22 protein-coding genes, 2 tRNA genes and 1 pseudogene are annotated in these 22,331 nt (G+C 72.8%); 16 read left to right on the forward strand and 9 right to left on the reverse strand.

What is annotated here, in order from left to right; all coding sequences use genetic code 11:
* Window positions 1–313: 313 nt before the first annotated feature.
* Window positions 314–1,159 carry an FAD:protein FMN transferase gene (locus ACIP9D_RS11460; RefSeq protein WP_350869535.1) on the reverse strand — a complete coding sequence of 282 codons (846 nt, stop codon included), beginning with the start codon at window positions 1,157–1,159 and terminating at the stop codon, window positions 314–316.
* 221 nt (window positions 1,160–1,380) lie between these two features.
* On the opposite strand from ACIP9D_RS11460, the gene ACIP9D_RS11465 reads away from it, so the two are divergent.
* Both ACIP9D_RS11465 and ACIP9D_RS11470 read left to right on the forward strand, forming a co-directional pair.
* On the forward strand, window positions 1,381–2,412 hold the full coding sequence (locus tag ACIP9D_RS11465; RefSeq protein ID WP_350869536.1) for a 3-isopropylmalate dehydrogenase: 1,032 nt from the start codon (window positions 1,381–1,383) through the stop codon (window positions 2,410–2,412).
* Window positions 2,413–2,778: 366 nt separating this feature from the next.
* Window positions 2,779–3,876, forward strand: coding sequence for a branched-chain amino acid aminotransferase (locus ACIP9D_RS11470; RefSeq protein WP_350869538.1), 1,098 nt, complete (start codon window positions 2,779–2,781; stop codon window positions 3,874–3,876).
* Window positions 3,877–3,946: 70 nt separating this feature from the next.
* On the opposite strand, the gene ACIP9D_RS11475 is transcribed toward ACIP9D_RS11470, so the two are convergent.
* The 4 genes from ACIP9D_RS11475 to ACIP9D_RS11490 all read right to left on the reverse strand — a co-directional run bounded on the left by ACIP9D_RS11475 (window position 3,947) and on the right by ACIP9D_RS11490 (window position 6,441).
* Window positions 3,947–4,687 (reverse strand): tyrosine-protein phosphatase, encoded by a 741-nt coding sequence (locus ACIP9D_RS11475; protein ID WP_350869540.1) that lies wholly within the window; start codon window positions 4,685–4,687, stop codon window positions 3,947–3,949.
* 60 nt (window positions 4,688–4,747) lie between these two features.
* Window positions 4,748–5,206 (reverse strand): PRC-barrel domain-containing protein, encoded by a 459-nt coding sequence (locus tag ACIP9D_RS11480; RefSeq protein ID WP_350869542.1) that lies wholly within the window; start codon window positions 5,204–5,206, stop codon window positions 4,748–4,750.
* A 141-nt stretch (window positions 5,207–5,347) separates the two neighbouring features.
* Window positions 5,348–5,878, reverse strand: a complete 531-nt coding sequence (locus ACIP9D_RS11485; protein ID WP_350869543.1) for a carboxymuconolactone decarboxylase family protein — start codon at window positions 5,876–5,878, stop codon at window positions 5,348–5,350.
* 2 nt (window positions 5,879–5,880) lie between these two features.
* Entirely contained in the window at window positions 5,881–6,441 is a 561-nt protein-coding gene (locus tag ACIP9D_RS11490) for a peroxiredoxin (protein ID WP_350869546.1), read from the reverse strand.
* A 393-nt stretch (window positions 6,442–6,834) separates the two neighbouring features.
* Here ACIP9D_RS11490 and cimA point away from each other — a divergent pair, with 393 nt between their 5' ends.
* Window positions 6,835–8,418: a citramalate synthase gene (gene cimA, locus ACIP9D_RS11495; protein ID WP_350869548.1), complete on the forward strand. Its 1,584-nt coding sequence runs from the start codon at window positions 6,835–6,837 to the stop codon at window positions 8,416–8,418.
* Here the strand turns inward: cimA and ACIP9D_RS11500 are convergent.
* Window positions 8,391–9,422, reverse strand: a complete 1,032-nt coding sequence (locus ACIP9D_RS11500; protein ID WP_350869550.1) for an endonuclease/exonuclease/phosphatase family protein — start codon at window positions 9,420–9,422, stop codon at window positions 8,391–8,393. The two genes, cimA and ACIP9D_RS11500, sit on opposite strands and share 28 nt — an antisense overlap.
* A gap of 355 nt (window positions 9,423–9,777) precedes the next feature.
* Here ACIP9D_RS11500 and ACIP9D_RS11505 point away from each other — a divergent pair, with 355 nt between their 5' ends.
* The 9 genes and pseudogenes from ACIP9D_RS11505 to ACIP9D_RS11545 all read left to right on the forward strand — a co-directional run bounded on the left by ACIP9D_RS11505 (window position 9,778) and on the right by ACIP9D_RS11545 (window position 16,308).
* Window positions 9,778–10,278 (forward strand): hypothetical protein, encoded by a 501-nt coding sequence (locus ACIP9D_RS11505; protein ID WP_350869552.1) that lies wholly within the window; start codon window positions 9,778–9,780, stop codon window positions 10,276–10,278.
* A gap of 189 nt (window positions 10,279–10,467) precedes the next feature.
* Window positions 10,468–11,514 (forward strand): MoxR family ATPase, encoded by a 1,047-nt coding sequence (locus tag ACIP9D_RS11510; RefSeq protein WP_350869554.1) that lies wholly within the window; start codon window positions 10,468–10,470, stop codon window positions 11,512–11,514.
* Window positions 11,515–11,537: 23 nt separating this feature from the next.
* Window positions 11,538–12,524 carry a DUF58 domain-containing protein gene (locus tag ACIP9D_RS11515; RefSeq protein WP_350869953.1) on the forward strand — a complete coding sequence of 329 codons (987 nt, stop codon included), beginning with the start codon at window positions 11,538–11,540 and terminating at the stop codon, window positions 12,522–12,524.
* A complete protein-coding gene (locus ACIP9D_RS11520) occupies window positions 12,521–13,480 on the forward strand; it encodes a VWA domain-containing protein (protein WP_350869555.1) in 960 nt (319 codons plus the stop codon). The genes ACIP9D_RS11515 and ACIP9D_RS11520 overlap by 4 nt, the downstream gene beginning before the upstream one ends.
* 58 nt (window positions 13,481–13,538) lie before the next feature.
* The gene (locus tag ACIP9D_RS11525; RefSeq protein ID WP_350869557.1) at window positions 13,539–14,405 is read left to right on the forward strand and encodes a trypsin-like peptidase domain-containing protein; all 867 of its coding nucleotides are present in this window, start codon (window positions 13,539–13,541) and stop codon (window positions 14,403–14,405) included.
* Window positions 14,406–14,515: 110 nt separating this feature from the next.
* A complete protein-coding gene (locus ACIP9D_RS11530; RefSeq protein ID WP_350869559.1) occupies window positions 14,516–14,812 on the forward strand; it encodes a hypothetical protein in 297 nt (98 codons plus the stop codon).
* Between the two features lie 9 nt (window positions 14,813–14,821).
* Complete coding sequence (gene arfB, locus ACIP9D_RS11535) at window positions 14,822–15,247, forward strand: alternative ribosome rescue aminoacyl-tRNA hydrolase ArfB (RefSeq protein ID WP_350869561.1); 426 nt, start codon at window positions 14,822–14,824, stop codon at window positions 15,245–15,247.
* A 101-nt stretch (window positions 15,248–15,348) separates the two neighbouring features.
* A pseudogene (locus ACIP9D_RS11540) lies at window positions 15,349–15,696 on the forward strand (DUF4180 domain-containing protein); the annotation flags it as partial.
* Window positions 15,697–15,735: 39 nt separating this feature from the next.
* Window positions 15,736–16,308, forward strand: coding sequence for a GNAT family protein (locus ACIP9D_RS11545; RefSeq protein WP_350869954.1), 573 nt, complete (start codon window positions 15,736–15,738; stop codon window positions 16,306–16,308).
* Between the two features lie 27 nt (window positions 16,309–16,335).
* On the opposite strand, the gene ACIP9D_RS11550 is transcribed toward ACIP9D_RS11545, so the two are convergent.
* Together ACIP9D_RS11550 and ACIP9D_RS11555 are read right to left on the reverse strand one after the other, a co-directional pair.
* A complete protein-coding gene (locus tag ACIP9D_RS11550; RefSeq protein ID WP_350869563.1) occupies window positions 16,336–17,205 on the reverse strand; it encodes a 3-methyladenine DNA glycosylase in 870 nt (289 codons plus the stop codon).
* Window positions 17,206–17,238: 33 nt separating this feature from the next.
* Window positions 17,239–18,588 carry a hypothetical protein gene (locus tag ACIP9D_RS11555; protein ID WP_350869565.1) on the reverse strand — a complete coding sequence of 450 codons (1,350 nt, stop codon included), beginning with the start codon at window positions 18,586–18,588 and terminating at the stop codon, window positions 17,239–17,241.
* 159 nt (window positions 18,589–18,747) lie between these two features.
* Between ACIP9D_RS11555 and ACIP9D_RS11560 the strand changes: the two genes are divergently transcribed.
* The 3 genes from ACIP9D_RS11560 (at window position 18,748) to ACIP9D_RS11570 (ending at window position 19,942) form a co-directional block, all read left to right on the forward strand.
* Entirely contained in the window at window positions 18,748–19,551 is an 804-nt protein-coding gene (locus ACIP9D_RS11560) for a fumarylacetoacetate hydrolase family protein (RefSeq protein ID WP_350869566.1), read from the forward strand.
* 109 nt (window positions 19,552–19,660) lie between these two features.
* Window positions 19,661–19,732 (forward strand) — tRNA-Gln (locus tag ACIP9D_RS11565).
* A 137-nt stretch (window positions 19,733–19,869) separates the two neighbouring features.
* Window positions 19,870–19,942, forward strand: a tRNA-Glu gene (locus ACIP9D_RS11570).
* 205 nt (window positions 19,943–20,147) lie between these two features.
* Here ACIP9D_RS11570 and ACIP9D_RS11575 read toward each other — a convergent pair.
* A complete protein-coding gene (locus ACIP9D_RS11575; RefSeq protein WP_350869568.1) occupies window positions 20,148–20,834 on the reverse strand; it encodes an IclR family transcriptional regulator in 687 nt (228 codons plus the stop codon).
* 49 nt (window positions 20,835–20,883) lie between these two features.
* On the opposite strand from ACIP9D_RS11575, the gene leuC reads away from it, so the two are divergent.
* A complete protein-coding gene (leuC, locus tag ACIP9D_RS11580; protein WP_350869571.1) occupies window positions 20,884–22,326 on the forward strand; it encodes a 3-isopropylmalate dehydratase large subunit in 1,443 nt (480 codons plus the stop codon).
* Window positions 22,327–22,331: the final 5 nt, after the last annotated feature.

Consider the following 22,331-nt stretch of genomic DNA (forward strand, 5'->3'; position numbering starts at 1 on the left):
CATTGAACGTTCACCGTGTCGAAACTGCCCCGCCGCAGGCCAGCCGTTGAGTTGCCACACTCCTGGCGGGACGGTCCGCTGTGGAGACTCTTGCGTCGAGTTGCGTCGATTCGCTAGCGTACCGGTGCGGTCACCGGCCGAGTCCGGGACGTCGGCCCGTCTTCGGGTGGCGCGGTCGACCCTCGGCCCGACCGGCCCGCACCCCTCGATTGCGCGAGCCACGCGCACTCGTCGCTGACCGGCCCCCACGGCCGTTGCCGCGGGCGTGGGGGCCGATCGCGCGGCCCCGGGCGGTTTTTCAGCGGCGGTGGGCTCAGCGGCGGTGGGCGAAGAGCGCCCGATAGTCCGAGCCACCCCGGAACCACGCGAGCCCGCTCGGGCCGGCGGCGTAGAGCGCGGTGGCGTAGGCGTCGGCCACCGCGAGGTCCGGGCCCACCACGGTCGCGGCGAGCAACTGATCTGCCGGCTCCCCGGTGTGCGGGTCGACCACGTGCCCCTGTCGTCCGCTCACCCCCGAGGTGCCGACCGCGCCGGTGGTCATCTCCAGCACCAGCGGCGTCTGGTCACGGTCGGTCGGATGGTGCACGGCCACCCGCCACGGCCCGCCGTGCGCCGCGTGGCCCCGTACCACCAGGTCGGCGCCGGTGACCACGGCGTAGTCGTGGATGCCGTTGGCGCGCAGCCGGGCGGCCGCCCGCTCCACGGCCCAGCCGCCGAGCAGACCGCCGGGATCGAAGCCGCCGGGCACCGCCCAGGCGTCGAACCAGCCGTCGGTGGCCGCCCGCATCGCGGCGCAGCGGTCCACCAGGTCCGCCAGCGGGGCGTACGACGCGGGGCTGATCTCGCCGCGGCGCAGCCGGGAGACCAGGCTCTCCGGGCGGGTAGGGCCGTAGGTGAGGTCGATCGCGCGCAGCTCGGCGACCGCGTCCCGCAGCGCCTCACCGACCGCCCGCCGGCCCAGCCAGTCGGGCGCGTTGAGCAGCAGCGTGTAGTCGGCCGTGGCGGTCTGTACGGTGTGCTGCACCGCGATCCGGTCGCCGGTCACCGTGCCGGCCCGGTCGAACCGCGGGGTACGAGGGCCGAGCCGCAGATCCGGACGGCGATGCCGGAAGGCGGACAGGTCGGGCCACCGGGTCCGCGGCTGCTCGTCGATGCGCATGGCGAATCGCTCCCTCGCGATGGGCGGCCACGCCCTCGCGACCACCGGCACGGGCCCCCGTGACCCGCTCGACTACCAGGCTAAGCAGCGAAGATGACCGCACCATGAGTCTCGCCTGGGAGAGTGCTGTGCATACCGCAGTCCCATGATATGGACGATCTGTACCGGGGTGCGGGACGTCGACGTACCGTGGTCGGGACGGCGAGCAGAGGAGCACAAGCGTGGCACGGATCGCGGTGGTGGCCGGGGACGGGATCGGTCCCGAGGTGGTCGCGCAGGCCCGCAAGGTTCTCGACGCGGTGCTCCCCGGCGTACAGGCCACCGAGTACGACCTCGGCGCCGCCCGCTGGCACCGCACCGGCGAGGTGCTGCCCGACTCCGTGCTGGCCGAGCTGGCCGGGCACGACGCGATCCTGCTCGGCGCGGTCGGCGATCCGACCGTGCCGCCCGGCGTGCTGGAGCGCGGCCTGCTGCTCAAGCTGCGGTTCGCCTTCGACCAGTACGTCAACCTCCGCCCGTCGCGGCTCTGGCCCGGGGTGGCCGGCCCGCTCGGCAGTGTGAAGCCGGGCGAGGTCGACCTGGTCGTGGTGCGCGAGGGCACCGAGGGGCTCTACGCCGGCGCCGGCGGCTCACTGCACCGGGACACCCCGGCCGAGATCGCCACCGAGGAGAGCCTGAACACCCGGCACGGGGTGGAGCGGGTGATCCGCGACGCGTTCGCCCGGGCCCGCCGCCGCGAGCGGCGCAAGGTCACTCTCGTGCACAAGACCAACGTGCTGACCCACGCGGGCTCGCTCTGGTCGCGCACCTTCGACGCGGTCGCCGCCGAGCACCCCGACGTGAGCACCGAGTACCAGCACGTCGACGCCGCGGCGATGTTCCTGGTCACCCAGCCCCAGCGCTACGACGTGGTGGTCACCGACAACCTCTTCGGCGACATCCTCACCGACATCGCCGCCGCGGTGACCGGCGGCATCGGGCTGGCGGCCAGCGGCTGCATCAACCCGGAGGGCAGCTACCCCTCGATGTTCGAGCCGGTGCACGGTTCGGCGCCGGACATCGCCGGGCAGGGGGTGGCCGACCCGGTCGCCGCCGTGCTCTCCGCCGCCCTCCTGCTCGACCAGCTCGGGCACGGCGACGCCGCGGCCCGAGTCACCGCCGCGGTCGCCACCGAGCTGGCCGGCCGGGCGCCGGGCGTACCGGTGCGCACCGCGGAGGTGGGCGACCGGCTCGCCGGTCACGCCGCCGGCTGACGCCGGCCCGGCGCGAATACTCGGCCGGTCCCGGCTCGGGCGGCCGGGCTCCGGCGACCTGAGCCCGGCGCGGCGCCGGCGGCGCGGCTGCGACCGCCCGGCCCGGCGGTGCCTTCGATGGCCGCGCGGCCCGCACCGGGCGCAACCGCAGCGCACCTCGGCGTGCAGGCCCGTTCCTGTTCCGGGCGACCGTCGTGGTCCGTCGGACGGCGACGGCGGCGGGCGCTTCGGGCACCGCCCGTTCGGGGCCGTCGCACGGCCCGGGCGGCGCTACCCGCTGAACGAACGTTCGGGGTAAGTTTTCTGAGCATCAGTGCAGTCGGCGTGCGGTCCCGCACGCCGTTGTCCGGCAGGGAGGTCAGCGCGATGAGCGGTGGTGACAAGCTCGAATTCGAGATCCGTCCGAATCCCGCGCCGGTATCCGCCGCGGACCGGGCCGCTCTGCTGGCCAACCCCGGGTTCGGGCGGGTCTTCACCGATCACATGGTGACCATCCGCTACGCCGACGGCAAGGGCTGGTACGACGCCCGGGTCGAGGCGCGTGGTCCGATCCCGATGGACCCGGCGGCCGCCGTGCTGCACTACGCGCAGGAGATCTTCGAGGGGCTCAAGGCGTACCGCACCGCCGACGGCGGGGTGACCATGTTCCGGCCCGAGGCCAACGCCGCCCGGTTCGCCACCTCGGCGCAGCGGATGGCGATGCCGGCCCTGCCGCAGGAGGCGTTCGTCGACTCGCTGCGTCAGCTCATCGAGATCGACCGGGAGTGGATCCCGACCGGCGCCGACGGCAGCCTCTACCTGCGACCGTTCATGTTCGCCAGCGAGGTCTTCCTCGGCGTCCGCCCGGCCAACGAATACCTCTACGTGGCGATCGCGTCGCCGGTCGGGGCGTACTTCGCCGGCGGGGTCAAGCCGGTGAAGGTGTGGGTCTCTCCGGACTACACCCGGGCCGCCCCTGGTGGCACCGGCGCGGCGAAGTGCGGCGGCAACTACGCGGCCTCCCTGGTCGCCCAGGCCGAGGCGATCGAGCACGGGTGCGACCAGGTGGTCTTCCTGGACGCGGTGGAGCGTCGGTTCGTCGACGAGCTGGGCGGCATGAACGTCTTCTTCGTCTACGACGACAACACTGTGGTGACGCCGCCGCTGACCGGCACGATCCTGCCCGGCATCACCCGGGAGTCGGTGCTCACCCTCGCCGCCGAGGCCGGGCACCGGGTCGTGGAGCAGCCGATCACCTTCGCCGACTGGCAGGCGGACGCGGCCAGTGGCCGGCTGCGCGAGGTCTTCGCGTGCGGCACCGCCGCGGTCGTCACCCCGATCGGCGAGGTCCGCTTCCCGGACGGGGAGTTCCTGATCGGCGGCGGCGAGCCGGGGCGGGTCACCATGGCGCTGCGCCAGCAGCTGGTCGACCTGCAGCGCGGCGACGCCCCCGACCCGCACGGTTGGGTGCGGCGCGTCCTCTGAGACCGATTGGCCACGGCCCCTGCCCCTTCGCGGGAGCGGGGGCCGTAGCCGTTTGCGGGTGCGGGTGGGGCTAATCGAGCAGGTGCTCGCGCAGAGCGGTGAGCTGGGCGTCGGTGACCCCCGCGTGCCGCAGGTAGCCCTCGACCGACCCGTGTCCGGTGCGCAGTTCGGCGAGGAAGAGCCGCATCGCGTCGGGCGGCGAGGCGAGGAACGGCGCCGGCACTTCCGCAGCGTCCGGCGCGGTGGCGGCGAGCCAGGCGCTGTACCGCTGCGACGCCGCGCTGCTCAGCCCGTAGTCCTCGGCGATCTCGTCGTCGGCCACGCCGAGCACGGCGAGAGTGAGCGCGCAGACGATGCCGGTGCGGTCCTTGCCGGCCACGCAGTGCACGACGACGGGGGCGTTGGTGGCATCGGCGATCAGCCCGATCGCCTCGGCCACCCCGGCCGTGCCGGTCTGCGCGAGGTCGGCGTACCGGTCGGCCAGGTAGCGGGCCAGGCTGGTCCCCGGCTCGTGCGGCCGCTCACCCCACTCGGCGTGCTCGGGATGGATGTGCCGCCAGGTCAGGCCGTCCCAGTCGGGAACGCGGCCGTCACGCTCCACTTCGTACGGACGGCGCAGGTCGACCACCGTGCGGACGCCGAGGGCGGTGAAGGCCGCCCGGTCGGTCTCGTCCAGCCGGTGCAGCGAGTCGGAACGGTAGAGCCGGCCCTGGCGCACGGTGCGCCCGTCGTGGCCGGCGTAGCCGCCGACGTCACGGAAGTTGAACGTCGCGGAGAACGGGATGTGCCGGGTGACCTCGGTGGCGTCCACCCCTGACACGGTACCGGCCGGCGGGGCTGAGCCCCACCGGCCGGCCAACAGGAACTACCGTCACCTGGCGGTACCCGGCGGAATGGCCGAGTACGTGTCGCCGTAGTAGCCACCGAGCTTGTCCCGGTATGTCGGGTCGGTGTCGGCGGTCTCGTCGAACTCGGGCGCGGCCTTGATCTGGTCCTTGCTCCGGTCGACGTAGACCTTCCGCTCGTCGTGGTCGACGTGGTTGACGGTGCCGGCAGGGATCATGACCTTCTTACCGAAGATCCACGGACCGGTGTCGACCACGAGGAAACTAGAGTTCACCTCGTGGCTGGCACGGTCCACCTTGCCGATGCCGCCGTCGCCCGCTTCCACCTTGTAGCCCACCAGGTCGACGCCGGTCACGCCGGCCTCGTCCCGGTAGCGCCACGGGTCGAAGGCGCCGCCGGGCGTGTCACCCGGGAAGGCGCCCTGTCCACCGTGCACGAGCGGGTCCGGCGTCCCGTGGGTCGTTCGAGGGTCGAGCCGCTCCATGGCGTTTCACTCCTCTACTCGACTGATCGGGGGTTGGTGCCCTGTCAGCCCCATGTCCTACCCGGTGTCGAGATCGCTACACCCCCGCCACGGAAAAAGGACCGGCCGGTGTGACCGGCCGGCCCTTCTCGTCGGCGATGCTCAGGCGAGCGCGGCCTCCGCGTCGTACGCGACTGCGGCGGCGTGCACCACGGAGGCGATCCGCAGCCCCTCGTGCACCTGCTCACGGCTGAAGCCGGCGGCTCGCAGGGTCTTCTCGTGCGACTCGAGGCAGACGCCGCACCCGGTGATCGCCGAGACGGCGAGGCACCAGAGTTCGAAGTCCACCTTCTCCACACCCGGCCTGGCGATGATCTGCATCCGCAGTCGAGCCGGGATCGACTGGTACTGCTCGTCGCCGATCAGGTGCTTGGCCCGGTAGTAGATGTTGTTCATCGCCATGATGGTCGCCGCGGCCTTGGCCGCCTCGACCGCCTCCGGCGCGAGGTGTTCGGCCGCCTCGGCGGCGATCTCCCTCAGCACCACCGGGTTGCGGGCGGCCACCGCGCAGGCCAGAGCGGTGCCCCAGGCCTGGTCCGGCTTCAGCGTCGAGGTGGTGATGGTCGAGCCGAGGTTGAGCTTGATGTCCTTGGCGTAGTCGGGCAGGCCCGCCTTGATCGCGTCGAGGCCCACGGTCAGACTCCGGCGCCGGCGAGCAGCGTGTTGGCGTCCAGGGTCGCGCCGCCCTTGTTCCAGTTGCAGGGGCAGAGCTCGTCGGTCTGCAACGCGTCGAGCACCCGCAGCACCTCGGAGACGTTGCGGCCGACCGAGCCGGCGGTGACCATCGCGAACTGGATCTCGTTGTCCGGGTCGATGATGAAGGTCGCCCGCTGGGCCACGCCGTCCGCGCCGAGCACGCCGCAGTCGCTGGTCAGCTCGCGCTTGATGTCGCTCATCATCGGGAACGGCAGCTCACGCAGGTCCGGGTGGTCCTTGCGCCACGCGTAGTGGACGTACTCGTTGTCCACCGACACGCCGAGAACCTGGGCGTCCCGGTCGGCGAACTCGCCGTTGAGCCGGCCGAACTCGGCGATCTCGGTGGGGCAGATGAAGGTGAAGTCCTTCGGCCAGAAGAAAACGACCCGCCACTTGCCCTGGTGGGACTTGTGGGTGATCGTCTCGAACGCCTTGTCCGCGTCGAGCGAGACGCAGGCGGTGAGTTCGTACTCGGGGAAGCGGTCACCGACAGTGAGCAAGAGTCCTCCTTGACGCCGGCACGAGGCCGTTAACTGGATCAGTTCCAGATACTGCCGCAGCAGCGTTTTCCCTTGACAGCGCCCAGATGACTTGTGAAGTCGATCACGGATGATGGTCTCTGGCCGGGTGCTCGGCGCTCGCGCCGTACGACAACCCTCCGTCACTGTCCCGACATGTGGATTGTTCCTCCCAAAACCAGTGAGCGGGTGGCAGAGTACCGATCGTGAACAGCACCGCCCTGATTCTTGGCAGCTAGCGCGCCGGCCCCTCCCCGCCGAGCGCGCAGACCTCCCGCATCCGCGGGGGGTCTTTTTGTTGCTCCCGGCGGTCCCGTCCGGTCGATGCCCGCAGCCCACCCGCGTCCCGCAGCTCGTTGGAGAGAAAGGCACGCCATGAGGTTCCAGGTCTACGACACGACGTTGCGCGACGGCGCGCAGCGCGAGGGGCTCAGCTACTCGGTGGTCGACAAGCTGGCCGTGGCCCGGCTGCTCGACGAGTTCGGGGTCGGCTTCATCGAGGGCGGCTGGCCGGGGGCGGTGCCGAAGGACACCGAGTTCTTCCACCGGGCGCGTACCGAACTCGACCTGCGGCACGCGGTACTGGTCGCGTTCGGCGCCACTCGGCGGGCCGGCGTCGCGGTCGGCGAGGACCCGCAGGTGCGCGCGCTGCTCGACGCGGAGACGCCGGCGGTGGCGCTGGTCGCCAAGGCCGACCTGCGGCACGTCGAACGGGCGCTGCGCACGACGGCGGGGGAGAACCTCGCCATGATCCACGACACGGTGGCGCACCTCGTCGCCGAGGGGCGACGGGTCTTCGTCGACGGCGAGCACTTCTTCGACGGCTACCGCAACGACCCGGCGTACGGCGCGGCGGTGGTGGAGACGGCACTGGCCGCCGGCGCTGAGGTGATGGTGCTCTGCGACACCAACGGCGGGATGCTCCCGTCGCAGGTCAGCGCGGTGATCGCCGATGTCACCGACCGGCTCGGCGTGGCACCGGAGCGGCTCGGCATCCACTGCCAGAACGACACCGCCTGCGCGGTGGCCAACACCATCGCCGCCGTCGAGGCCGGCGTCCGACACGTCCAGGGCACCGCCAACGGGTACGGCGAGCGCCCGGGCAACGCCGACATCTTCGCGGTCGTCGCCAACCTCCAACTCAAGCTTGGGCTGCCCGTACTACCGGCGGGCTGCCTGGAACAGATGGTGCGGGTCTCGCACGCCATCGCCGAGATCGCCAACATCGCCCCCGACACTCACCAGGCCTATGTCGGGGCCGCGGCCTTCGCCCACAAGGCGGGGCTGCACGCGAGCGCGATCAAGGTCGACCCGTTGCTCTACAACCACGTGGACCCGTCGGTGGTGGGCAACGACATGCGGATCCTGGTTACCGAGATGGCCGGTCGGGCCAGTGTCGAGCTCAAGAGTCGTGAGCTCGGTCTGGACCTGGCCGGCCATCCGGAGACCCTGTCCCGGGTGACCAGGCGGGTGAAGGAACTGGAGGCCGGTGGCTGGTCGTTCGAGGCCGCCGACGCCTCGTTCGAGCTGCTGGTCCGCTCCGAGCTGCCGGAGGGCGCCCCGGCGCGGCCGTTCGCGCTCGAGTCGTACCGGGTGCTGGTCGAGCACCGGGAGGACGGCGCGGTGGTCTCCGAGGCCACCGTCAAGATCCGGGTACGCGGTGAGCGGGTGATCGCCACCGCCGAGGGCAACGGCCCGGTCAACGCCCTGGACGAGGCGCTGCGGGTCGGGCTGGCCCGGCACTACCCGGAGCTGCGTGACTTCGAGTTGGCCGACTACAAGGTGCGCATCCTGGAGGGCAGCCACGGCACCGGCGCGGTGACCCGGGTGCTGGTGGAGACCGCCGACGGCGCCGGACGCGACTGGACCACGGTCGGTGTGCACCCCAACGTGGTCGAGGCGAGCTGGCACGCCCTCGTCGACGCCCTCACCTACGGCCTCTCCCGCGCCAAGGTCTGACCCGCCTGGTCGGGGGTGGGGAGGCGGAGGGTGGCGAGGACCGGCCGGTGATCGCTGCCGGCGAGGGGCCGGACCTCGACCGCCTGGGCGGCGATCCGCCGGTCGACCAGGACGTGGTCGATGGTGACCGGCGGGATCAGGTCGCCGTCGTACGGCCCCCAGGTGCCGACCAGCCCCTGACCGGTCGCGTCGGCCGCGTCCACGTAGCCGGTGCCCAGCAGGGCCCGCAGCGGTGCGTGGTCCAGGGTCGCGTTGAAGTCGCCGGCCAGGATCCGCAGCGTGCCGTCCGGGGTGGCCGGGGGTTGCGCCGCCAGGTCGGCGCGCCAGAAGCCGACCTGGTCGACGGCGTACGGCGCGGACGGGTGCGCGGACTCGACCCGTACCGGTGGTGCGCCGGGGACGGTGAGGGTGCCGTAGGCCTGGGTGAAGCCCCAGCCGCCACGGTTGCTGCGGACCCCGGCGTCGCTGATCGGGAAGCGTGCGTAGAGGCCGGAGCCGGGGGTGCCGACGAGCGGGTTGAGCTGCCGGTGGGGCAGCAGCCGGTCGAGCCCGAGCCGGTCGAGGTCGGCCTGCGCGCCGGGGGTGAACTCCTGCACGACCAGCACGTCGACGCGGTGCCGGCGGACCAGGTCGACCAGCGCGGCCGGATCGGCGGCTCCGGCCAGCAGGTTGGCGGTGAGCAGTCGTACGGTCGGGCCGCGGGCCGGTGGCGGCGCCGAGCCGAGCGCCCGCGGCGCGACCACGCCGAGCAGCGCCACCGCCGCCACCGCCGCGACCAGCGCCGGCCACCGCCGCCGCAGGGCGAGTGCGAGCACCACCGGCGCCAGGCTCCAGGCCGCGACGTACGGCGTGAAGGCGAGCGCCTGCACCAGCGGCCCGCGGTCCAGGCCGGCCAACCGGAGCCCGGCCCAGATGGCGGCGGGTGTCACGGCGAGCCAGCAGAGTGCGTCGACCGCTCGCCGCCGCCGACTATCGGCCGGCCGTACCCGAGGCTCGGTGATCATGCGAGCAATCTATCCCGCGCCGCACGCGGGCATGGCCCGGCAATTTCGTGAATGGTCACGCGTTCACATTTCACAATTCTTCTGCCAGGTAGGCGACAGTTGCCGGGCCGCTTGTCGCTATTGACGTCCAGCTTTTTGCGGTGCTACGTTCCACGTGGTCAAAGCTCCGCAACTCTGAGTAGTAATACCTGCTCAGCTTGGGTGGAAATTGATTGAGGAAGCAAATCACGGTGCGCTGAAGCTATTTCCTCGACAGTTTTCGGGCGGAGTCAGTCGACGATGGAAAAACAAGGCTGTCATCCGTCCCGCCCCGCGGGTCGGCCGAATTTTCACGGTCACACAAGGGGGACCTGTCATGACCACACCATTCCGACGTAAGGCGATCGCTGTCGCGTTCGCCGTTCTCGGACTCACCCTGGCCGGGGGCGGCATCGCCGTCGCCCAGCCGGCCGCGAAGGCGCCGGAAGCCGTCCAGCCGGCGGCTCGCAGCACCAGCACCCAGCCGCCGGTCACGGCCGAGTCGGCCCGTAAGGCGCGGGCCGCGCTCAACGCCAACAGCACCCTCATCGCCAGCACCAGCATCACCGTCGTCAACGCCAACGGCACCAAGGCCCGCGGCGCCGGCACCGTCATCAAGTACGGCGTCGGCCAGTACGAGGTGCAGTACGGCTACATCGTCTCGGCCGGGGTCTACGTGGCCACCATCGGTCGGCCGGACCCCTGCTGCATCCCGGCGGGTGGCGAGATCGCGGTCGCACCGCGGCTCTCCACGCCCAACGCGGTCTTCATCCAGACCCGCAACTCGGCCGGTGTCGCGGCCGACCTGCCGTTCCACCTGGTCGTCCACACCAGCTGACGGCACCGGCGTCGGCCCCTGCGCGATCCGCGCGGGGGCCGCACCGTGTCCATACCTGTTGCGTGCCTCGTGCCGCCCCGGGCCGTCCGTCGCCCACTCAGGCGGGTTGTCCCGATCCGGGAGCGAAACGGCCGCTCCGGCGCTGATAATCCGACGTTTGTCCGGCCACCGCCACGGGAAGCAAGCACCGTGACGGACATCTCGGACACCCTGGCCAGCATGCCCAGCTCGGTCGAAGCCGAACCGACACCAGCCGAGCTGGAACAGACCCTCTTCGAGGTCAAACGCGTGATCGTCGGGCAGGATCGGCTCGTCGAGCGCCTGCTCACCGCCCTGATCGCCGACGGGCACTGCCTGCTCGAAGGGGTGCCCGGCGTGGCCAAGACCCTGGCCGCGCAGACCCTCGCCACAGTGGTCGGTGGCACCTTCTCCCGGATCCAGTTCACCCCGGACCTGGTCCCGTCGGACATCGTCGGCACCCGGATCTACCGGGCCTCCCAGGAGAGCTTCGACATCGAGCTGGGGCCGGTGATGGCGAACCTGGTGCTCGCCGACGAGATCAACCGGGCCCCTGCGAAGGTGCAGTCGGCGCTGCTGGAGGCGATGGCCGAGCGGCAGGTCTCCATCGGCGGGCGCAGCTATCCCGTCCCGACGCCGTTCCTGGTGCTGGCGACCCAGAACCCGATCGAGTCGGAGGGGGTCTACCAGCTGCCGGAGGCACAGCGGGACCGGTTCCTCATGAAGGTCGTCGTCGACTACCCGAGCGACGCCGACGAGCTGGCCATCCTCTACCGGATGAGCACCGACCGGCCCACGTCCCGGCAGGTGCTCGACCCGGAGCGGCTGCGGCAGCTGCAGGCCCGCGCCGAACGCGTCTTCGTCCACCACGCGCTGGCCGAGTACGTGGTCCGGCTGATCCTGGCCACCCGGGACCCGGGACGGTTCGGGCTGCCCGAACTCGCCCCGCTGCTGGCGTACGGGGCGAGCCCGCGAGCCACCCTCGGCCTGGTCGCCGCCGCCCGGGCCCAGGCGCTGCTGCGCGGGCGCGAGTACGTGCTCCCCGAGGACGTCCGCGAGCTGGCCACCGACGTGCTCTCGCACCGGCTGGTGCTCTCCTTCGACGCGGTCGCCGACGGGGTCACCGCCGAGTCGGTCGTGCGGCGGCTGGTCGAGGCGGTGCCCCCGCCCCGCCTGGCCACGAAGCCGGAGCAGGCCCCGGATCTGGCGGCGGCATGAGGCGCACCGAATCCGTCGCGGCCGTGCCGGCCGATCCCGGTCTCGCCGACCTCGCCCCCGACCAGCGGTTGCGTCGCCTGGAACTGACCGTCATCCGGCGCCTGAACGGCCTGCTGCACGGCCAGTACCGCGGTCTGCTGCCCGGGCCGGGGAGCGAGCCGGCGGGCAGCCGTGAGTACCGGCCCGGCGAGGACGAGGTGCGCCGGATGGACTGGGCGGTCACCGCCCGCACCAGCGTGCCGCACATCCGTCAGGTGGACGCCGACCGGGAGCTGACCACCTGGTTGCTGGTGGACGCCAGCCCGAGCATGGAGTTCGGCACCGCCGAGCTGGACAAGCGGGAGCTCTCCGTGGCGGCGGTCGCCGCGATCGGCTTCCTGACCGCGGGCGTCGGCAATCGGCTCGGCGCGCAACTGCTCACCCCGGCGGGACTGCGCCGGTTCCCGGCCCGCAGCGGGCGTACCCACCTGCTGAGCCTGCTGCGGGCGCTGCTGGCCGCCCCGCGCACCGGCGGGTACGACGAGGCGACCGCGCCCCTCGCGCCACCGGACCTGGCCGACGCGCTCGCCGCCGTGCAACGGGTGGCCGCCCAGCGTGGCCTGGTCGTGGTGGTCTCCGATTTCCTCGACGGGCTGCCCGACGACCCCGACCACCCGCCGCCCTGGGAGCGGACCCTGCGCCGTCTCGGCGTCCGGCACCAGGTGCTCGCGGTGGAGGTGACCGACCCGCGCGAGCTGGAGCTGCCGGACGTCGGCCTGGTCACGCTCGTCGACCCGGAGACCGGGCGCCGGCGCGAGGTGTGCACTTCGGACCGTGGGCTGCGGGACCGGTACGCCGTTGCGGCGGCCGCCCAGCGCGACCAGGTGCGTCAGGCGCTGCGCCGCAGTGGGGCGGCGCACCTGTCGTTGCGGACGGACCGGGACTGGTGTGCCGACATCGTGCGGCACGTGCACGCCCAGCGTCGGCTGGCCGCCGTGCCGGTCGGCGTCGGCCGGGGAGGTGCCGCGTGATCTGGCTGTCGCCGGCCCGGCTCTGGCTGCTGCTCGGCGTGCTCGCCCTGGTGGTGGGCTACCTGATGATGCAGCGCCGACGCAGCCGGTACGCGGTCCGCTTCACCAATCTGCGGCTGCTCGACCGGATCGCGCCGCAACGCCCGGCCTGGCGTCGGCACGTGCCCGCCGGGCTCTTCCTGGCCATGCTGGCGCTGCTGGTGGTCGGTTTCGCCCGGCCGACCGCCGAGGTGCGGGTGCCCCGGGAACGGGCCACCGTGATGGTGGCGGTGGACGTCTCCACCTCGATGCTCGCCACCGACGTCGACCCGGACCGGCTCGCCGCGGCCAAGGGCGCGGCCCGCAAGTTCGTGGACGGGCTGCCGGACGAGTTCAACGTGGGGCTTGTCGCGTTCGCCGGCAGCGCGGCGGTGCTGGTGCCGCCCGGCACGGACCGGGAGGCGCTGCACGACGGGGTCCAGCGCCTCGCCGAGGGGATCACCGGAGTGCAGGGGACCGCCATCGGTGAGGCGATCAGCACCTCGCTCGGCGCGGTGAAGGGCCTGGACAGCGAGGCGGCGAAGGCGCCGCCGCCGGCGCGGATCGTGCTGCTCTCCGACGGGGCGAACACCTCGGGCATGGATCCGATGGAGGCCGCCGCGGCGGCGGTCGCGGCGAAGGTGCCGGTGCACACCATCTCCTTCGGCACGCCCGGCGGTTTCGTGGACCGGGGCGGGCGCCCGATCCAGGTGCCGGTGGACGGGCAGACCCTGCACGCGGTCGCCGAGGAGACCGGCGGGATGTTCCACGAGGCCAGCACGACCGAGGAGCTGAAGGCGGTCTACGACGACATCGGCACCTCGGTCGGTTACCGCACCGAACGGCAGGACGTCTCCGCCCGGTTCATCGGTCTCGGACTGGTGTTCGCGATGGGTGCCGCGGCCGGCTCGATGCGCTGGTTCTCCCGCCTGCCCTGACGAACCGCGGCCGGCACGCGCCCGGCCACCGCCCAGGACACCGACGTGAGGAGTACGCATGGCAGTGCAGACCGGACTGGGCGAGCCGCGTGGTCCCTGGTTCGTCTCCCCGGAACTGGATCCGGACGGCCGGGCGCGCTGGGACGGGCCCGGATCGGGGCGGGACTCCGGCCGGCGCTGGCGGGTTCGGTTGCTGGCCGCCCTGGCGGTGGTGGCGCTCTCCACCGCCTCGGGCGCCGCGGCCGGCGGCTGGGTGGCCAGTCGTGGCGGCACCCCCGGCCCGGCGGCGGCGTCCGCGGCGCCGGTGCCGGCGGAACTGGTGACCGCGGCCGAGCGCACCGTGCCCGGGGTGGTGTCGGTGCTGGTCGGCGGCGGGGCGGCCGGTGCCGCGGCGGCCACCGGGTCCGGCTTCGCGGTCGACGACCAGCAGCACATCATCACCAACGACCACATCCTCGCCAAGGGCGGCGGCGGATCGGTCACCGTGGAGATGCCTGACGGGCGGCGCTTCACCGCGGAGGTGGTCGGCCGGGAGCCGAGCAGCGACCTGGCGGTGCTCAAGGTGCCGCCGAGCGCGGGGCTGGCGCCGTTGCCGCTGGCCAAGCCGGGCTCCACGCGGGTCGGTGAGCCGGTGCTGGCCGTCGGGTCGCCACTCGGCCTCTCCGGCACCGTCACGGCCGGGATCGTCAGCGCGCTCAACCGCCAGGTGCGCCTCGGGGCCAACCGGCATACGGCGGTGCAGACCGACGCGTCCATCAATCCGGGCAACTCGGGTGGGCCCCTGGTCAACGCGCGCGGCGAGGTGGTCGGGGTGAACACCGCCATCGCCACGATCGACGGGAACGGCTCGATCGGCATCGGCTTCGCCATCCCGATCGAGCAGGTGCAGCAGACCGCCGACACCATCATCGGCAAGGGCGGCTGAGCTGCGGGTACCGACGGGTAGCGCGAGCTGGGAAGGCATCGACTGTCGGATATCCGGCCCGGGAGCATCGGGCCATGGAAATATTACGCTGAGTATGGATACTGGCGGAGGTGGAGCGTCCTCTCATCGCGGTCCTCCTGGTGGCGGGCCTGCTCATCGGAACTGGCGTCGGATCGGCATACACCCGCGCCCGGCGCGGCTGGGCCGACTATCAAACGGTCAAGAAGAGCGTGCCGGGAGCCCGGAAGACGGCCTGGCTGCTGATCCGGGCGGTCACCACGAAGGTCGGCGTCATCGCGCTACTGCTGATCGGCGCGGTCGCCTACGCCGCGGTCGGCTCCGACGACGAGACCGCCGGACCGGCGCCAACCCCCTCAGTCACCCCGAGCGAGCGGCCCGGGCGATAGCCTCATGGGGTGGATGGCGGACTGCGGGTCAACGACCGGTGGGTCGTCCCCGCCGCCGAGCTCCGGGAACGCTTCTCCCGGTCCTCCGGCCCGGGCGGCCAGGGTGTCAACACCGCCGACTCCCGGGTCGAGCTGAGCTTCGACCTCGCCGGCTCGCCGAGCCTGCCGGAATCGCTGCGCGCCCGGGCGCTGAGCCGACTCGCCGGTCGGCTGGTCGACGGCGTGCTGACCATCGCGGCCAGCGAGCACCGGGCGCAGCTGGCCAACCGCGAGGCGGCCCGGGAGCGGCTGGCCGGCCTGCTTCGCGAGGCGGTGGCGCCGCCGCCCCCGCCGCGTCGACCGACCCGCCCGTCCCGGGGCGCCAAGGAGCGCCGGCTGGCCGAGAAGAAGCGTCAGTCCCAGCGCAAGCGGGAGCGCCGGGTCGACGGCGACTAGACGCCTGCGGCGACCGGCCGTCGACGGCCACCAGCGGTCGGCGGCGGCGCGCCGGTTATTCACGCGCGTCCGGCGGGTGCGGAGCACTACCGTCCTCCGGCATGGCCACCGACACCCTTCGACACCTGCACGGCGTACCCGTGCTCGACTGCGCCGACGACGGCCCGGCGCTGCGCGACCGCGACGCCGCGCTCGACGTGATCGGCGACGCGCTCGGGCGCGGCGCGGAGCTGGTCGTGCTCCCCGCGGCCCGGCTCGGCGACGAGTTCTTCCAGCTGCGCAGCGGGCTGGCCGGCGAGATCGTGCAGAAGTTCGTCAACTACCGGCTGCGGCTGGCAGTGGTCGGTGACATCTCCGCCCGGCTCGCTGCCAGCTCGGCGCTGCGCGACTTCGTGACCGAAGCCAACCGGGGTCACCAGCTCTGGTTCCTGGCCAGCCGGACGGAGCTTGACGACCGGCTCCGGCCGGCCGGCGGAGCAGAGCCGACGATGCCCGTGCCGTTCTCCGTCAAGCCCACCCTGACCGGCGAGCGGGTCGTGCTGCGCCCGTTCGTCGACGCCGACCTGGCCGTCTTCCGGGCTGTGCTGGCCGATCCCGAGGTGCAGCGGCTGACCGGCAGCCCGCCGGACGGGCCACCGGACGAGGAGCGGCTGCGGCAGTGGTACACCACCCGCAACGCCCAGACCGACCGGCTGGACCTGGCGGTGGTGGACCGGGCCGGCGGCGCCTGCGTCGGCGAGGCGGTGCTCAACCTCTGGGAGCCGCAGAACCACAGCTGCAGCTTCCGGATCCTGATCGGGCCGGGCGGACGCGACCGCGGCCTCGGCACCGAGGCCACCCGGCTGCTGGTCGGCTACGGCTTCGAGCGGCTCGGCCTGCACCGCATCTCGCTTGAGGTGTACGCCTTCAACCCGCGTGCCCGGCGGGCGTACGAGAAGGTCGGGTTCGTCGCCGAGGGCGTGCTGCGGGACGCGCTGCGCGACGGTGATGGCTGGGTGGACGCGACGGTGATGTCGATCCTGGCGTCGGAGTGGGCGGTGCACCACGGCCAACCCGGGTGAACACCCGCCGGCGCCCGGACGGGGAGTTCAATCCGGAACGGTGACCAGCAGCCGGTCGCGCAGCGCGGCGGCCCGTACCGCGAAGTCCCGCTGGGCGGCGGCGTACTCGGCGCGGCCCTGCGCGGTCTCCACCCGCACCGGCGGATAACCGAGCGCCGCCAGGTCGTAGGGACTGGCCCGCATGTCGAGCGTGCGGATCTCCCTGGCCAGGGCGAACGCGTCGGCGACCAACTCGGCGGGGACCAGCGGAGAGAGCTTGTACGACCACTTGTAAAGGTCCATGTTGGCGTGCAGGCAGCCCGGCTGCTCGTGCGCGTGCTGGGTCTCCCGGGTCGGGGTGAGCAGGTTCAACGGCCGGGCCGGCGCGGTGAAGAACCGGTACGCGTCGAAGTGGCTGCACCGGACCCGGTTCGCCTCCACCGCCCGGGCGGTCTGCTCCGGGCTGAGCCGCAGCGGCCAGGCGTTGTGCCGTACCTCCGCCTGGGTCTGCCGGTAGACCATCGCCCACTCGTGCATCCCGAAGCAGCCGAAGTGCGCCGGGCGGCCGGCGGTGGCCGCGAGCAGCGACCGGATCCAGCGGATCGACTCGGCGCGGCGGGCGCGTACCGCGGCCACGTCGAGGACGATTCCGTCGTCGGTGGCCCGGTAGTCGGCGCCGAACGCCGCCGGGTCGGCGCCGCGCAGCTCGACCCCGGCGCCCGGATGCCAGCGGCGCAGCTGGGCCGGGCGGTGCGAGTAGTAGGTGAAGAGGAAGTCCTCCACCGGGTGCTTCTCGCCCCGCCGTCGGCGGGCCAGGTGCGGGGTGAGCCAGGCGTCGACCCGCTCCTCGTGCGCCCGCTGCCGGGCCTGCCACTGCGCCGCGTCGAGCACGGTGGCGGGGGCGAGGGCGGCGGTCACGGCACCCAGCGTACGACCGCCGCCCACGGCTGGTCAGGGCACGTCCACCCGCACCCCGGCGGAGAAGACGCCGCTGCGCAGCTCCAGCTGCTTGGGCGGGTCCCGTCCGTCGACGGTGAAGACCAGCGGCAGCACCACCCGGCTGCCGGCGGCCACCGGTTGGGCGAAGACGTCCCGGCCCAGGTTGGCCTTGCGGGTGGCCGGCTCGTCGGTGCTCACCCACCGGCCGCCGGGCAGGTACGCCCGTTGCAGCTGCCCGTGCCAGGCCTGGTGCTCCGGAGTGAGGTTGCGCACCCCGACGGTCGCCTGGCACTGCCGCCCGGTGGTGGCGGCGGCCGCCGAGCAGGCCATCCGGTACACGGTGAACTCGAACGCCGTCTCACGCAGCGGCACGCCCACCGCGCCGGCGGCCCCGCTGCCCATCCAGGCCCCGCTGGTCGGCTGCTTGTCGGTGTCGATCGCGGCGACCCGGCGGGTGGCCGTCCAGCCGGCGGTGCCGGCGATCGCGGCGAGCACCACCACGGCCGAGCTGACCAGGAGCCAGACCGGCGGGCTACGCCGCCGGCCAGCCGGCCGGGGTGTCGCCGGGCGCGGATAGATGGTGCCCCGGCCCTGCCGAGGATCGCTGCTCGGGGCCGCGCCGCCGGCCAGGGCGGCGGCCACCGGTCGGCGGCGTCGCCGCCACACCCACCAGCCCGCGCCGGCCAGGAGCAGCACCGCCCCCAGCACCCCCAGCAACACCGGCGTCCGCTGCCAGAGCGGGGTCGAGGTCGTCTTGGCCGCCCCGGTGGCCGCCGCGCTCCAGGTGGCGGTGGCGCAGTCGTACGGACGGCTGCCATCGCTGGTGAACGCGCAGGCGGGCGCGGTCATCGGCTGGCCCGCCGGGGCGGTGGCGAGCGACGTGTTCAGCGTGGTGACGCTGCGCGCCGGCAGCTTCAACCGCCAGGTCACCTCGCTCGCCGACTGCGCGCCGACGTGGCTGGCCCGACCGCCGGCGGTGATCAGCGACGGTGCTGACCCCGGCGGCAGCTCCTGCCGGATCGTGGTCTCCACCGGGGCGCTCCCGCTGTTGCGGACGTGGATCCGGTAGGCCGGCGCCGGCGTGGGTGCCGGCGCCACCGCCACGGTGACCGGTGGCTTGGGTGGCGGCGGCATCGCCTGGGTGGGCGTGGGCACGGCCGGCGGCGCGGCGGGCATGCCCGCCCGGCCCGTGGGCGGCGCCGACGACTCCGGCGGTGACGGCTCGGGCGCCACCGCCGGTGGTCGCTGGTGCGCGGCCGCCGGTTCGCGGGCCACCGCGGGCAGTGCCGGCACGGCGGCGAGGATGCCGAGGCAGTGAACGAACACCGCCAGGGCCTTGTGGTGTCGTGTCGATGCAGGCATGCGAACGAACCTCCGGAGCCGACGCTATGGGCGGGATCACGTCGTGCGGGTACGAAGTGGCGAAACCGGCCCCGGTCGCCGTCGGTTCGCGTACTCTGCGCCGCCACACCCTCACCCACCTGGGCCCGGGGTCCTCGCCGGCGGGGATAGATTGGCCGGGTGCGTATCGCTCGTTTTGCTCATGCCAAGGGAATGTCGTTCGGGGTCGTCGAGGGCGAGCCGGAGGCCGGGCCGCAGGGCCTGACCATCGCCGAGATCGAGGGGCACCCGTTCGGCCCGATCAAGTTCAGCGGTGGCCGCTGGGCCCTCTCCGACGTCCGGCTGCTCTCACCGATCCTGCCCAGCAAGGTGGTCTGTGTCGGCCGTAACTACGCCGAGCACGCCGCGGAGCACGGCAGCGAGGTGCCGAAGGAGCCGCTGCTGTTCCTCAAGCCGTCCACCTCGGTGATCGGGCCGCGCGACGCGATCCGGCTGCCGATCTTCTCCAAGCAGGTCGAGCACGAGGCGGAGCTGGCGGTGGTGATCGGGGCGCCGGGCGCGCGCCGGGCCGACCGGGCCGCCGCCGAGCGGGCCATCTTCGGCTACACCTGCGCCAACGACGTGACCGCCCGCGACCTGCAGCGCTCCGACGGTCAGTGGACCCGGGCGAAGGGCTTCGACTCGTTCTGCCCGATCGGCCCGTGGATCACCACCGGGCTGGACGTCAGCGACCTGGAGATCCGCTGCGAGGTCGGCCCCGACCCGGACGCGATGGAGGTCCGCCAGCTGGGCCGGACCCGCGACATGGTCTTCGACGTGCCCGCGCTGGTGTCGTACATCTCGCACGTGATGACGCTGCTCCCCGGCGACGTGGTGCTCACCGGCACTCCGGCAGGGGTTAGCCCGCTCGCCGACGGGGATACGGTCAGCGTGCGGATCGAGGGGATCGGCGAGCTCACCAACCCGGTGGTCCCGGTCGCCTGATCCGGCGCCAACGTCCGAGAAACTACTGGTCAGGTGGGGTTTCGGGGGTTGGATTTGGCCTGTCGGTGGCGGGAGGGTAAAGTTCATTCCCGGCACCGCAAGGGGCCAATGGGGTATGGGGTAATTGGCAGCCCGACTGATTCTGGTTCAGTTAGTCTAGGTTCGAGTCCTGGTACCCCAGCAACCGACGTTCGCGAGAATGTCGGTCGCTGCAGTGTGTTGGAGTCCGGCTCCGCTCCCCGTCAGGGGGGCCGAAAAAGATCTCTGATAGACTTCAGCGGCGCCGCCCGGCAGGGCGGCGAAGGGAAAGATGGTTCTGGCCCCGTCGTCTAGCGGCCCAGGACGCCGCCCTCTCAAGGCGGTAGCGCCGGTTCGAATCCGGTCGGGGCTACAGCAGCAAGAGCCCGTCGCGCGCAAGCGCGGCGGGCTCTTCTCCTTTTGCCGGGTCTACCCTTACCCCCTCCCACCCTCCCCACACCCGTACCCCGCGCCTCCACCACGACGCCTCGCCTGTCGATCATGAAGTTGTTGTCCCGACACGCCGATCGGGGTGACAACAACTTCATGATCAACGAGGGGCGGGGGGTGGGTGGGGGTTAGAGGCCGGAGAGGCGTTGGCCGGCGCGGACCACGGCCATGGCGTGGCGTTCGCCGGGGCGGCGGCCGAGGCGCTCGATCGGGCCGGAGATGCTGACCGCGGCGATCACCCGGCCGGTCCGGTCCCGGATCGGCGCCGAGACGCTCGCCACACCGGCCTCCCGCTCGGCCACGCTCTGCGCCCAGCCGCGACGGCGGACCTCGGCCAGGGTGCGTCCGGTGAACTTCGACCGGGGCAGCAGCGGCATCACCGCCTCCGGCGGCTCCCAGGCGAGCAGGATCTGCGCGGCCGAGCCGGCCGTCATCGGTAGCACCGAACCCACCGGAACGGTGTCCCGCAGCCCGCTGGCCCGCTCGGCGGCGGCCACACAGATCCGCTCGTCCGCGCGGCGCAGGTAGAGCTGGGTGCTCTCGCCGGTGGCGTCGCGCAGCGCGGCCAGCAGCGGCTCCGCGGCGGTCAACAGCACGTCCGGCGCGGCGTTGGCCAGCTCACCCAGCCGTGGCCCGGGACGCCAGCGGCCCTGGGTGTCCCGTACCAGCATCCGATGGATCTCCAGCGCCTGTGCCAGCCGGTGCGCGGTGGCCCGGGGCAGCTTCGTGCGCTCAACAAGTTCGGCCAGGCTGGCGCCGTCGACACAGGCGGCCAGGATGACCACCGCCTTGTCGAGAACGCCGACACCGCTCATACTGTGTCCCACAAGCCGAAACTTACCTCCCAGAATTTAGGATGTCCAGATGGTGGGAGTCACTCAACCGAGGACCCTGGCCGAGAAGGTCTGGGACGCGCACGTCGTACGGTCCGCCGCCGGCGAGCCGGACCTGCTCTACATCGACCTGCACCTCTTGCACGAGGTGACCAGCCCGCAGGCGTTCGACGGGCTGCGGCTCGCCGGCCGTCCGGTGCGCCGTCCCGATCTGACGATCGCGACCGAGGATCACAACACCCCGACCGGCTACGCCGACCCGGCGTTCCGTCAGCGACGCGGCGACCTGCTGACCATCGCCGACCCGACCTCGCGCACCCAGATCGAGACGCTGCGCCGCAACTGTGCCGACTTCGGCGTGCGGCTGCACCCGCTGGGCGACGACAACCAGGGGATCGTGCACGTCATCGGCCCGCAGCTCGGGCTCACCCAGCCCGGCACGACGATCGTCTGCGGCGACTCGCACACCGCCACCCACGGCGCGTTCGGAGCGCTCGCCTTCGGCATCGGCACCAGCGAGGTCGAGCACGTGCTGGCCACCCAGACGCTGCCGCAGAGCCGGCCGAAGACCATGGCGGTGACGGTCACCGGTGAGCTCGCGCCCGGGGTCACCGCCAAGGACCTGGTGCTCGCGCTCATCGCGAAGGTGGGCACCGGCGGCGGTCGCGGACACATCGTCGAGTACCGCGGCGAGGCTATCCGCTCGCTCTCCATGGAGGGCCGGATGACCATCGCCAACATGTCCATCGAGTGGGGCGCCAAGGCCGGCATGATCGCGCCGGACGAGACCACCTTCGCGTACCTCAAGGGGCGGCCGAACGCGCCGCAGGGGGCGGACTGGGACGCGGCGTTGGCCTACTGGCGGACGCTGCCCACCGACCAGGGCGCCACCTTCGACGCCGAGGTGACGCTGGACGCCGGTCAGGTCACCCCGTTCGTCACCTGGGGCACCAACCCCGGCCAGGGCGCACCGCTGAGCGCGCCGGTGCCCGATCCCGAGGAGTTCGGCACCGACTCGGAGCGGGCCGCGGCCCGGCGGGCCCTGGAGTACATGGATCTGCGCCCCGGCACGCCACTGCGCGAACTGCCGATCGACGTGGTCTTCGTCGGCTCCTGTACCAACGGCCGGCTGGAGGACCTGCGCGCCGCAGCCGACGTGCTGCGCGGGCACAAGGTGGCCGGCGGGGTGCGGATGCTGGTCGTACCCGGGTCCGCCGCCGTCCGCGAGGCCGCCGAGGCGGAGGGGCTGGACAAGGTTTTCACCGACGCGGGCGCCGAGTGGCGCTTCGCCGGCTGCTCGATGTGCCTGGGCATGAACCCGGACACCCTCAAGCCGGGCGAGCGCTCCGCCTCCACCTCCAACCGCAACTTCGAGGGCCGGCAGGGCCGGGGCGGGCGTACCCACCTGGTCTCGCCGCCGGTCGCCGCCGCCACCGCCGTGGCCGGCCGGCTGGCCGCTCCCGCCGACCTGTAGAGGAG

This window comes from Micromonospora sp. NPDC093243, assembly GCF_044753725.1.
Classification (GTDB): domain Bacteria; phylum Actinomycetota; class Actinomycetes; order Mycobacteriales; family Micromonosporaceae; genus Micromonospora.